General features: G+C 64.3%; 10 protein-coding genes and 1 tRNA gene. 7 read left to right on the top strand and 4 right to left on the bottom strand.

The window, feature by feature from the left end; translation table 11 throughout:
- Positions 1-189 precede the first annotated feature (189 nt).
- A tRNA-Gln gene (locus RHIZ70P_RS16595) sits at positions 190-263 on the bottom strand.
- 259 nt (positions 264-522) lie between these two features.
- Between RHIZ70P_RS16595 and RHIZ70P_RS16590 the strand changes: the two genes are divergently transcribed.
- Both RHIZ70P_RS16590 and RHIZ70P_RS16585 read left to right on the top strand, forming a co-directional pair.
- The gene (locus tag RHIZ70P_RS16590; protein ID WP_419178307.1) at positions 523-2133 is read left to right on the top strand and encodes a Ppx/GppA phosphatase family protein; all 1611 of its coding nucleotides are present in this window, start codon (positions 523-525) and stop codon (positions 2131-2133) included.
- A 2-nt stretch (positions 2134-2135) separates the two neighbouring features.
- The gene (locus RHIZ70P_RS16585) at positions 2136-2915 is read left to right on the top strand and encodes an RlmE family RNA methyltransferase (RefSeq protein ID WP_115671588.1); all 780 of its coding nucleotides are present in this window, start codon (positions 2136-2138) and stop codon (positions 2913-2915) included.
- A gap of 6 nt (positions 2916-2921) precedes the next feature.
- Here the strand turns inward: RHIZ70P_RS16585 and RHIZ70P_RS16580 are convergent, their stop codons facing one another.
- Complete coding sequence (locus RHIZ70P_RS16580; RefSeq protein ID WP_115671587.1) at positions 2922-4331, bottom strand: DHA2 family efflux MFS transporter permease subunit; 1410 nt, start codon at positions 4329-4331, stop codon at positions 2922-2924.
- Positions 4332-4553: 222 nt separating this feature from the next.
- Between RHIZ70P_RS16580 and RHIZ70P_RS16575 the strand changes: the two genes are divergently transcribed.
- From RHIZ70P_RS16575 to adhP, 5 genes are all read left to right on the top strand, one after another.
- On the top strand, positions 4554-5537 hold the full coding sequence (locus RHIZ70P_RS16575) for an MBL fold metallo-hydrolase (RefSeq protein WP_181904046.1): 984 nt from the start codon (positions 4554-4556) through the stop codon (positions 5535-5537).
- A 220-nt stretch (positions 5538-5757) separates the two neighbouring features.
- Positions 5758-7248 (top strand): IMP dehydrogenase, encoded by a 1491-nt coding sequence (gene guaB / locus RHIZ70P_RS16570; protein ID WP_115671586.1) that lies wholly within the window; start codon positions 5758-5760, stop codon positions 7246-7248.
- 27 nt (positions 7249-7275) lie between these two features.
- Complete coding sequence (locus tag RHIZ70P_RS16565; protein ID WP_115671585.1) at positions 7276-7833, top strand: hypothetical protein; 558 nt, start codon at positions 7276-7278, stop codon at positions 7831-7833.
- Between the two features lie 97 nt (positions 7834-7930).
- On the top strand, positions 7931-8806 hold the full coding sequence (locus RHIZ70P_RS16560) for a dienelactone hydrolase family protein (protein ID WP_115671584.1): 876 nt from the start codon (positions 7931-7933) through the stop codon (positions 8804-8806).
- A gap of 186 nt (positions 8807-8992) precedes the next feature.
- Complete coding sequence (gene adhP, locus RHIZ70P_RS16555) at positions 8993-10018, top strand: alcohol dehydrogenase AdhP (protein ID WP_115671583.1); 1026 nt, start codon at positions 8993-8995, stop codon at positions 10016-10018.
- Between the two features lie 81 nt (positions 10019-10099).
- On the opposite strand, the gene RHIZ70P_RS16550 is transcribed toward adhP, so the two are convergent.
- Together RHIZ70P_RS16550 and RHIZ70P_RS16545 are read right to left on the bottom strand one after the other, a co-directional pair.
- Positions 10100-10579, bottom strand: a complete 480-nt coding sequence (locus RHIZ70P_RS16550; RefSeq protein WP_147294013.1) for a hypothetical protein — start codon at positions 10577-10579, stop codon at positions 10100-10102.
- Between the two features lie 151 nt (positions 10580-10730).
- A complete protein-coding gene (locus RHIZ70P_RS16545; protein WP_115671581.1) occupies positions 10731-11669 on the bottom strand; it encodes a hydrogen peroxide-inducible genes activator in 939 nt (312 codons plus the stop codon).
- Positions 11670-11732 lie beyond the last annotated feature (63 nt).

Genomic DNA, 11732 nt, shown 5'->3' with positions numbered 1-11732 from the left:
CGTCGCTGGGCAATATCACCCCCAGCGAGTTCGCAATGAAAATGGCTATGGAAAAACAGGCCGCATGAGGCCAGATTAAAAACCCAAGACTCTCCCGAAAACTGGAGGAAGATTGGGTCTCAGGTCAACCTCAACATTGAAGGAGGCCAATGAGCAATAATGGAGGTAGATCAATTGTTTGGAAGAGATTGGCTGGGGAACCTGGATTCGAACCAAGATTAACGGAGTCAGAGTCCGTCGTTCTACCGTTGAACTATTCCCCAGCAGTGGGTCGCGGCTTGCGCGACCCGTCGGTGAGGCGGGCTTATAAACAAAAGCCGGGCACTTGCAAATAGCTGTTTTGAAAAAAAATGATCAACCGTGGAATGTTCCTTTGGGGGCGCCGTTGCGTGCTTCGGATGACCAGTGGTGCGTCCGCTTCAGAGTGGGCGAAGGCGGCGCGCGCCTCCGTTCGCGGGGGCTCTAAAAACAGTTTGGCTAAAACGCCGGGCGCTGATATTATTTTTCCAACGAAAATCGAACATGGCGCCAGCGGCATGCCCATCCGGGCCTTGCGCGGTGCAACGGAAAAGTTCAGTGACAGACCCCGATCGCGGCTCCAAGCCGCCAAGCGAGGGGGCGTCGACGGGTAGGCGCAAGGGCGGTGGATCCCGCCGGCGCGGCAAGGCCAGGAAGGGCACACCGAATCATTCGGGCGTTGCCGTTTCGGCTTTGGAGGCGGTGGCGATCGAGCCGCAAGCGTCGCGACACCCCGATCTAGACGCGCCCGAAGGCCCGGTCCGCAAGCGCAAACGGCGGCGGCGTAGCCGGTCGCCCGAAGCCTCGTCCGCGGTTATGCAAAGCGTCTCGCCGGCCTTGCCGTCGCGGCCGGTCGCCGCTGGGGCAGCTGCCCCGCCCGGCGATGTCAAGCCGGGCAAGAAGCGCCGTCGCAATCGTGGCGGACGCGGTCCCCAGGGACGTCCGCTCGCGCCCGCCGCTCCGGTCCAGGCGGCCAAATCCGCCGCAGCACCTGTTTCACCGCCGTCCGGGCACAACATCCATCACGCGCAGGGTGCGCGCCGGGGGGCGAGCGCCAACGAGCGCTTCCGCCCGCAGTCTGGTGCAGAGCCATGGCCGGACGATCTCTATGCCGCGCTTGATCTGGGTACCAACAATTGCCGCCTGCTGATCGCCCAGCCGACCCGGCCGGGCCAGTTCCGCGTCGTCGATGCCTTTTCGCGCATCGTGCGCCTCGGCGAGGGGCTCGGCAGCCAGGGGCGGCTCTCGGCTGAGGCGATGGACCGCGCCGTGGACGCGCTCAAGGTCTGCGCCGCCAAGCTGTCGGGCCGCGACATCCGTCGCATGCGGCTGATCGCCACCGAGGCCTGCCGCTCGGCGGAAAACGGGGAGGAGTTTCTCTCTCGCGTTCTGGTCGAGACCGGGCTGGAGCTGGAAATCATCAACCGCGAGACCGAGGCCAGGCTCGCCGTGTCCGGCTGCTCTTCGCTCGTCGGACGCGAGGCCCGCTCCGTCGTGCTGTTCGACATCGGCGGCGGCTCGTCCGAGATCGCGGTAATCTCGATCGGCGAGAACCGCTCCAGCCGGCTGGCCAACCACATCACCCACTGGACCTCGCTGCCGGTCGGCGTCGTCACGCTCTCGGAGCGTCATGGCGGGCAGCATGTCACGCCGGAGATCTTCGAGGCGATGACAAGGGAAGTCGAGGGCATGCTCGCCCGTTTCGACTGCCCGCCGCTCACTGACAATTCCGGCCGTCCGCCGGAGGATTTCCACCTGATCGGCACCTCGGGCACGGTGACGACGCTGGCCGGCGTTCATCTCGATCTGCCGCGCTACGACCGGCGCAAGGTCGATGGCCTGTGGCTGTCGGATGACGAGGTCTCGGCCATGCAGGCGAAGCTCCTGTCCTGGGATTTTGCCGGCCGGGCGGCCAATCCGTGCATCGGGCCGGACCGCGCCGACCTCGTTCTCGCCGGCTGCGCGATCCTCGAGGCGATCCGCCGACGCTGGCCGTCTAACCGCATGCGCGTCGCCGACCGCGGGCTGCGCGAGGGATTGTTGACCGACATGATGGCCGACGACGGGGTCTGGCGCAGAAATCGCCGCCGTCCACCGTACGACAGGGAGCGCTGACCATGACAAAGCCACCGATCGGGGGCAACCGCACCGGGCGCAAGCTCGGACAGAAGGTCAAGAAGGGCAAGCTCAAGGCGTCGTCGAGGCGTTGGCTCGAGCGCCACATCAACGACCCGTACGTCCAGCGGGCCAGGCTCGAAGGCTACCGCGCGCGCGCCGCCTTCAAGCTGCTCGAGATCGACGAGAAGCACCATATCCTAAAGGGCGCGAAGCGCATCATCGACCTCGGGGCCGCGCCGGGCAGCTGGTCGCAGATCGCCGCCAATGTCACAGGTTCGACCGATGACGACATCCGTGTCGCGGCCATCGACTTCCTGGAGATGACGCAGCTGCCGGGGGTCAAGATCCTGCAGCTCGACTTCCTCGACCCGGAAGCGCCGCGCCTGCTGATCGAGGCGGTCGGTGGCACGCCGGACGTGGTGATCTCCGACATGGCGGCCCCCACCACCGGGCACCAGAAAACCGATCATATCCGCACCATGCACCTGTGCGAGGTGGCGGCTCATTTCGCCATCGAGGTCCTGGCCGAGGGCGGCCATTTCCTCGCCAAGACCTTCCAGGGCGGCACGGAGCGGGATCTGCTCAACCTCCTGAAGCAGAATTTTCGCCAGGTCGTGCATATCAAGCCGGGCTCGTCGCGGGCCGAATCGGTCGAAATGTTCCTGCTCGCCAAAGGCTTCAAGGGACGGAAGGCCGCGGCTTCGAAGGATGGCGACGCTCGGGAGGACGAGGCGAACGACGCCGAAGCCCGGGATGAGCGCGAGATCGCGGGCGAATAACCGGCTCTATTTGACCGGCACATCCTCGCTCAGCGCGGCGCGCCGGCCATGGCCGGAAACGGCCGAGCCGGCATGGCGCGCCAGGCCGATCAGCGGGATCACCGCGACGAGCGAAAGGCCCGCCACCACCGCGAAGGCGAGGTGGAAATCGGCAAGCGACAAAGCGCGGCCATGAAAGGCCGTGCTGCCCTCGAGGATGGCGGCCGCGACCGCCACGCCGAGCGCCAGGCTGATCTGCTGCAACACCGAACTCATCGAGGTCGCCTGGCTCGCCTGCCGGTCGTCGATCTCCGCATAGCCGAGCGAATTGATGCCGGTAAAGAAGAACGAGCGGCAGAAGCCCGCCATCAGCAGGACCCCCATGATGACGAGGACGGGCGTTGCCGGTGTGAAGAAGGCATTAGCCGCCGTGGTGGCGGCGCCGGTGATCGCAGCGATGATCAGCACGCTGCGGAAGCCGGCGGCGGCGAAGACGCGGCGCGCCAGGACCTTGGTGGTGATCGCGCCGATCGCACCGATGAAGGTGACGAGGCCGGATTCGAACGGCGTCATGCCGAAACCCAATTGCAGCATCAGCGGCATCAGGAACGGGATCGCACCGGCGGCGATGCGAAAGATCGAACCGCTGAGCGCCGAGATACGAAAGGCCGCGTTACGGAAGAGGGCGAGATCGAGCAAGGGACTCGGATAGCGCCGCGCATGGATCAGGTAAAGGACGGCGGCAAAGAATCCGATAACGGTGGCGCCGATGCCGATCCCGATCGGCAACGCCGGCAGGCTCATCACCGACAGGCCGAACACAATGCCAGAGGCGGCGATAGCGGTGTAGAGGAAGCCCTTGAGGTCGATCGGCGCGGTTTCGACTGGCGGCACGTCTGGAAGGTAGATCGTCGCGAGCCAGACACCCAAGAAGCCGATCGGCACGTTGATCAGGAAGATCCAGTGCCAGGAGAAATAGGTGGTGATGAAGCCTCCGACCGGCGGTCCGGTGAGCGGTCCGACCAGCGCCGGTATGGTCAGGAGCGCCATGGCCGAAACGAGTTCGCTGCGCTTGGTGGTGCGCAAAAGCACTAGCCGTCCGACCGGTGTCATCATCGCTCCGCCCATGCCCTGCAGGAAGCGGGCGGCGATGAAGGCAAGAAGAGAGCCCGACACGGCGCAGAGGATCGAGCCGACGACGAAGACCATGATCGCTATGCGGAAGATCTTCTTCGCGCCGTAGCGGTCGGCCATCCAGCCGCTGACCGGAATGAAGATGGCAAGCGCCACCATGTAGGAGGTGAGTGCCAGCTTGAGCGTGATCGGTCCGACGCCGAGATCGGCGGCGATCGCCGGCAGCGCGGTGGCGATCACGGTCGAATCCATCTGCTCCATGAAAAGCGCCACGGCGAGGATGAGCGGGACTATGCGGTTCATCGGGTTTCGTCTGGCTGGATTGCAATCGGTGCGGCGCGCGCGAGGGCGGCTGGCTCGACGGTTTAGCGCCTCGCGCCCCGCCTGCCAATGCCTGACGCGCGCCCGGGGCGTGGCAGATCACGTCTTGGTGAAAGGCCTTTCCCTTGTTCGCCCCACGTCTATCTCCAGCCTCGGACATCCGCGACGGTGCGGATCGAATGGGCAGGACAAGAGGAGACGACGATGATCGAGATCAACAGACGCTTACTTCTGGGCGGGGCGGGCCTGGCGCTGGCTGCGCCGTCGCTGATGACGCGGGCAGCCATCGCGCAAGGCGCCGATACGGCTATGAGCATCGACCATGCCATGCCGCCGGAAACCCATCGCTTCAAGCTCGGCAATTTCGAGGTCGTGGTGGTCAAGGACGGCGCGCGCGCCTCGGGCAAGCCGCAGGAGACCTTCGGCACCAACCAGACGCCGGAGGCGATCGGCGAACTGCTTGAGGCGAACTTCCTTCCGGCCGAGAATTTCGTCAACAGCTTCGCTCCGGTGCTGGTCAATACCGGCTCCGAGGTCATCCTGTTCGACACCGGCCTTGGCGAGGGCGGGCGGGCCAATGGTCTTGGCCGGCTGGTCGAAGGCCTGACGGCTGCCGGTTACAAGCGCGAGGACGTGACGATCGTCGTCATCACCCACATGCACGGCGATCACATCGGTGGACTGATGGAAGGCGGAAAGCCGGCATTTCCGAACGCCCGCTATGTCACAGGCCAGGCGGAATACGACTTCTGGGTCGATCCGGCGCGCGCCGGTACTCCGGCCGAAGGCGGCCACAAGGGCGTGCTCGCCAATGTGAAGCCGCTGGCCGAGAAGATGACCTTCATCGGGGACGGCGGCGACGTGGTCGGCGGGATCACTGGCATGGCGGCATTCGGCCATTCGCCCGGCCACATGATCTATCGGCTGGAATCCGAGGGGCGCCAACTGGTGCTGGCCGCCGACACGGCGAACCATTTCGTCCTCTCCTTGCAGCGCCCGGAGTGGGAGGTGAAGTTCGACATGGACAAGGCGGCGGCGGCTGAAACCCGCAAGCGCGTGTTCGACATGATCGCCACCGACAAGCTGGCATTCATCGGCTATCACATGCCTTTCCCGGCCGTCGGTTATGTCGAGAAACTCGATACCGGCTATCGCTACGTGCCGAAGAGCTATCAATTCGACATCTGAGCGGTCGGGCTCCTCTCCCGCAAGGGGAGGAGCCCCCTCTGGCGCCCGCATCCGGCCATAGAAACGTGGACAGATCGTCTCCGGTCGTTTTTCTATTCCCTTCCCGTCATGAACGTGTTACCTGCCCTCGCCAACTTCCAAGCATTTCATGCAGGAGCGCCCGGGGAAAAATTTCCTTTTTGCCGGCGGATTCTGCCTATTCAACCGAAGGGAATTGGCAATGGCACGGATCGTAATCTCGGCAACCGGCGCGGAAGCGCTCACCTTCGACGATGTCCTGCTTCAGCCGGGGCACTCGGAAATCATGCCGGGTCAGACCAATATCTCCACCCGCATCGCAAAAGACATCGACCTGTCGCTGCCGATCCTGTCCTCGGCCATGGATACGGTCACCGAAAGCCGCCTGGCGATCGCCATGGCGCAGTCGGGCGGGATGGGCGTCATCCATCGCAACCTCACCCCGGTCGAGCAGGCCGAGGAAGTCCGCCAGGTCAAGAAGTTCGAAAGCGGCATGGTCGTCAATCCGGTCACCATCGGCCCGGAAGCGACGCTCGCCGAGGCCAAGGCGCTGATGAGCGCCCATGGGATTTCCGGCATCCCGGTGGTCGAGGGCACCAGCCGCCCGGGCCGCCTCGTCGGCATTCTGACCAACCGCGACGTGCGCTTTGCCTCCGATCCGGCCCAGAAGATCTACGAGTTGATGACGCGCGAAAACCTGATCACCGTCAGGGACGGCGTCGACCAGCAGGAGGCCAAGCGCCTCCTGCACTCGCACCGCATCGAGAAGCTTGTCGTCGTCGACAATGAAGGCCGCTGCGTCGGCCTGATCACCGTCAAGGACATCGAGAAGTCGCAGCTCAATCCGAATGCCGCCAAGGATGCCCAGGGCCGCCTGCGGGTCGCCGCCGCCATCTCGACCGGTGACGACGGCCGCGAGCGCGCCGAGCGCCTGATCGAGGCCGGCGTCGACGTCATCGTCGTCGACACCGCCCACGGGCACAGCCAGAAGGTTCTCGACGCGGTTGCCGAGGTGAAGAAGATGTCGAACGCGGTTCGTATCATCGCCGGCAATGTCGCGACCGGCGAGGGCACCCGCGCCCTGATCGATGCCGGCGCCGATTGCGTCAAGGTCGGCATCGGACCGGGCTCGATCTGCACAACCCGTATCGTCGCCGGCGTCGGCGTACCGCAGCTGGCAGCCGTCATGGCGGCTGTCGAGGAAGCCAACAAGCATGGCATCCCGGTCATCGCCGACGGCGGGCTGAAATTCTCCGGCGATGTGGCCAAGGCGATTGCCGCCGGCGCGTCGGCCGTCATGGTCGGCTCGCTGCTGGCCGGCACCGACGAAAGCCCGGGCGAGGTCTATCTCTACCAGGGCCGTTCCTTCAAGGCCTATCGCGGCATGGGCTCGGTCGGTGCCATGGCGCGCGGCTCGGCGGACCGCTACTTCCAGGCGGAAGTGCGTGACACGCTGAAGCTCGTCCCGGAAGGCATCGAAGGCCAGGTTCCCTACAAGGGTCCCGTCTCGGCCGTGCTGCATCAGCTCGCCGGCGGTCTAAAGGCCGCCATGGGCTATGTCGGCGGCAAGGACATCAAGGATTTTCAGGAAAAGGCGACCTTCGTGCGCATTTCCGGTGCAGGCCTGCGCGAAAGCCATCCGCATGGCGTGACGATCACCCGCGAAAGCCCGAACTATCCGGGCGGGGCATAAGTCTTTGTCGAGGCGGGGGAGCAGCCAATGGGCCGGAACACGATGATCGCCTTGCTGCTCGCTGTTTCGGCCGCGCTCCTCGCCTGGATGGTGTGGAGTCTCGACCCGGAATTCGCCCGCCTGAGCGGGGCAGGGGGCTTTCTCGATGCCCGCCTGTCCGGTTACGACGCCGAGGCGGTCGTCGCCTTGGGCACGGCGCTGTCCGATCCGGCGCGGGTGGAAGCGCGAGAACTTCTGCGCTTCATGTATCTCGGCCCGGACCTGGTCCTGCCGCTCGCCGTCACGCTTGCTCTTTGCCTTCTGCTGCGCGGCTTCGCGCCGCGCGCCGTGCTTTACGGTCGGCGGCTCGACGCCCGCCATGCCCGGCTTCTCTGCCTTCTGCCCTTTCTCTATGGCCTTGTCGACTATGCGGAGAACATCGGTTTTCTGACCTATTTCCCGCCGGCCACGCCGGGCGAATGGGCCGCGCTGAACCTTCCTGGAATCCTGCCGTGGATCTCGCGCGTCAAGTTCGCGCTGCTGGCGGTTTCCATCCTCCTCGTCTTGCGGCTCGTCCTGTTCGGCAGGGCCGGCGCAAAACGGTAACGGACTTGTGTAGCCGCCACGGCGGCAAGCTGACCTATCCTGCCGTCAGGCGTTCCTTCGCAGGTGAAGGCGCTTACCGTTCACAAGAGAGGTCATCATGACAAAGCCCACGATTACGCAGGCGATGATCGACGCCTATGACGAATACACCCACCTGACGCTCGATCGCCGCCGCTTCATGGAAAAGCTCAGCCTGCTGGCCGGCTCCGGCGCGGCGGCTGCCGCCATCGCCCCTCTGCTTTCGGCAAACCAGGCGCGCGCCGCCATCGTCGAGGACAGCGATGAGCGGCTGACGAGCGACGAGATCACCTATCCGGGCGCCGGCGGGCAAATGAAGGGCTATCTCGTCGTCCCTAAGGATGCTGCCGGAAAATTGCCCGGCGTGATCGTCATCCACGAGAATCGCGGCCTCAATCCGCATATCCGCGATGTCGCGCGCCGCATGGCGCTTGAGGGCTTCGTGGCACTGGCGCCCGATTTTCTCTCGCCCCAGGGCGGAACGCCCGAAAACGAGGACAAGGCGCGCGAAATGTTCTCGACCCTCGACATGGGTGCGGCGGTTGCCAATGGCGAGGCGACGCGGGCTTTCCTGGCGGCGCATGAAGAGGTTAACGGCAAGGTCGGCGCGATCGGCTTCTGCTGGGGCGGCGGCATGGTCAACCGCATGGCGGTCGCCTCGTCGGAGCTTGGCGCCGGCGTCGCCTATTACGGCTCCCAGCCGCCGGCGAAAGATGTGCCGAACATCAAGGCGCCGCTGATGCTGCACTATGCCGGCCTCGACGAGCGCATCAATGCCGGTATCGACGCCTACAAGGCGGCGCTGGAGAAGAACAGCAAGAGCTTCGAGATCCATGTCTATGACGGCGTCAACCACGCCTTCAACAACGATACCTCTGCCGCCCGCTACGACAAGGCCGCAGCGGACCTTGCCTGGTCGCGCACAGTCGCATTCCTCAAGGCATCGCTCCTGTAGCTTCGCAATGCAGCATGCCGGGCACAGCACAGGTGTCGCAAATGTGCGACGCCTCTCCATGCATAGCGTTTCTACAATTGATGCGTGTCAATTTCACTTCGTCCTGGACGTGTAACCTGCCCGCGAGTGTGGTCGACACGCCCAGTGCCGGGCTCGTCCGACCTTGACGCAATTGAGGAGACCCGCATGGCTCAGATGATGAAAGCCGCCGTCGTCCGTGAATTCGGCAAGCCGCTGGTAATTGAGGAATGGGCAGTCCCGGAGCCGGGGCCGGGCCAGATCCTCGTCAAGTATGAAGCCACCGGCGTTTGCCACACCGACCTGCACGCCGCCAACGGCGACTGGCCGGTCAAGCCCAATCCGCCCTTCATTCCCGGCCACGAAGGCGTCGGCTACGTCGCCAAGCTCGGTGCCGGCGTTTCCCGCATCAAGGAAGGCGACCGCGTAGGCGTTCCGTGGCTGCACACCGCCTGCGGCTGCTGCTCGCCCTGCCGCACCGGCTGGGAAACCCTTTGCGGCAGCCAGCAGAACACCGGCTATTCGGTGAACGGCACCTTTGCCCAATATGGCCTGGCCGACCCGGACTTCGTCGGCCGCCTGCCGGACAATCTCGAATTCGGCCCGGCGGCCCCGGTGCTGTGCGCCGGCGTCACCGTCTACAAGGGCCTGAAAGAAACCGAGGTGCGCCCCGGCGAATGGGTCGTCATTTCCGGCATTGGCGGGCTTGGCCACATGGCGGTGCAATATGCCAAGGCGATGGGCATGCATGTCGTCGCCGCCGACATCCATGAAGACAAGCTGAAGCTCGCCACGGACCTCGGCGCCGACATCGTCGTCAACGGCACGGCCAAGGACGCCATCGAACAGGTGCAGAAGGCGACCGGCGGCGTGCATGGCGCGCTTGTCACGGCCGTCTCGCCCAAGGCCATGGAACAGGCTTACGGTTTCCTGCGCTCCAAGGGCACCATGGCTCTCGTCGGCCTGCCGCCGGGCTTCATTTCGCTGCCGGTGTTTGAGACCGTGCTGAAGCGCATTACGGTGCGCGGCTCGATCGTCGGCACGCGTCAGGATCTCGAGGAATCGCTGGTCTTCGCCGGCGAGGGCAAGGTTGCCTCGCACTTCTCGTGGGACAAGATCGAGAACATCAACGACATCTTCCATCGCATGGAAGCGGGCAAGATCGACGGCCGTATCGTGCTCGATCTCGCCTGATCGACAGGATCATCATGCCAAGACAAAGGGCGGCGCGGATTTCCGCGCCGCCCTTGTCATTCAAAGCTCCAGGACCGCCTTCTATTCGGCTGCCTGGATGGTGATGATCCGGGCTTCCATCTCACTGCAGGCATCATCGAGGCAGATGCCGTTCATCCACACCTGGCCGTCGCCGAACATGATGCCGTCGCCGTTGACGAACAGGCTGCCATAGTCCTGGCTGACGATCACATCGGCGATCTCCGGCGTGACGATGTCGTGGTAGAGCGGCTCGAATTCCTCCGCCGACCGGATCGTCTGGCGCTCACCCTTGACGGTCACGGTGATCGGATAGTCGACGAAGGCGGAGAACGCGATGGAATCCTCGTTGGCAACGCGTTCCTGCAGGTCCAGGATCGTGGTCTTGAAGATGGAATGATCGCCGAGCAGGTTGTCGATCTGCTGGTCGACCTCGGCCTCGTCAGCCAAAGCCGGTGAAAGGGGAGCAAGGCAGAGGGCAAGGGCGCAGACGATCGCGCTGAGCCGTGTGGAAGGCAGTTGTGAACCCGACGCCGAACGCATGTTACCTCCGAAGGTCATTTGGCAGACCGGACCTTAGGCTGTTTTTCTGAGCTGTCGCAATGAAGCCTGCTCGCTTTGGCGGCGGCTTGAGTGCCCAGCCCAAAAATGGGCAGGTCGGTCCCGGCCGCGCTATATGAAAGCCGAGATTTTCCTATAACCGGGCATTGCCGGACAGCTGGTTTGCAAGCCGGGGCGCGATCGCTTTCTGGCGGCTGGCGATGATCGCCTCGGCCAGGGCCTCCATGTCGGCCCGGCGCGGGCTTGAACGACGCCAGATCAACCCGATCTCCCGGCTTGGCGCGGGCTCTGTAAAGGGCACGATGCGGATCGGCGTTCGCGCCGTCTCGGTCTCGATCGCCAGTTCCGGGATCAGCGTCATGCCCATGTCGTTCGACACCATCTGCAGCAGCGTGGTCATCGAGGTGGCGCCGAAGTTGACGAGGCTGCGCTTGCTCGCCGCCTTGCAGACGGACAGCGCCTGCTCGCGCAGGCAATGGCCTTCTTCAAGCAGCAGCAGGCGTTCGGGATCGACTTCCGTCTCCGTCATGGGAGACAGCAGGACATCGCTCTCATTGGCGGACATCGCCATGTAGAAACGGTCGACAAACAGGCTCTTCGCCACGACGCTGTCCATATCGATCGGGATGGCGGCAATGATCGCGTCCAGCCTGCCCTCGGCCAGGTCGACGAGGAGCCGGTCGGTTACCGCCTCCTTCAGCTCGATTTCGATCAGCGGATGCTCGCGCCTGAGAAAGGGAACCATTTTCGGCACGAGATAGGGCGCGACCGTCGGAATGATGCCGAGCCTGAGCAGCCCCTCCAGTGTGCCGGACGAGCGCCGGGCGGCTTCCTCCAGCCGATCCACGGCTGCCAGCACCGTGCGCGCATGGGTCAGGATCTCGTGGCCCTTGTCGGTCAAAAGCGTGTTGGAGCGGGTGCGCTCCACCAGTTTGACCCCGAGGTGCTTTTCCATTTCCATGATCTGGGCGGACAGTGCCGGCTGGCTGACATGCACCATTTCGGCAGCCCGGCCGAAATGCAGGGTTGCGGCCAGCGCCTCGAAATAACGCATTTGACGTATGGTAATCATGATAGGAAGATCCTATCGAGAATCACATGAAATACAATTGGAAATTATGGAACTTTTCCCCGA

This window comes from Paenirhizobium selenitireducens ATCC BAA-1503 (assembly GCF_900492185.1).
GTDB classification, from domain to species: Bacteria; Pseudomonadota; Alphaproteobacteria; order Rhizobiales; family Rhizobiaceae; genus Allorhizobium; species Allorhizobium selenitireducens_A.
Note: the sequence above shows the minus strand (reverse complement) of the source record. Positions and strands in the feature narration are given on the sequence as shown.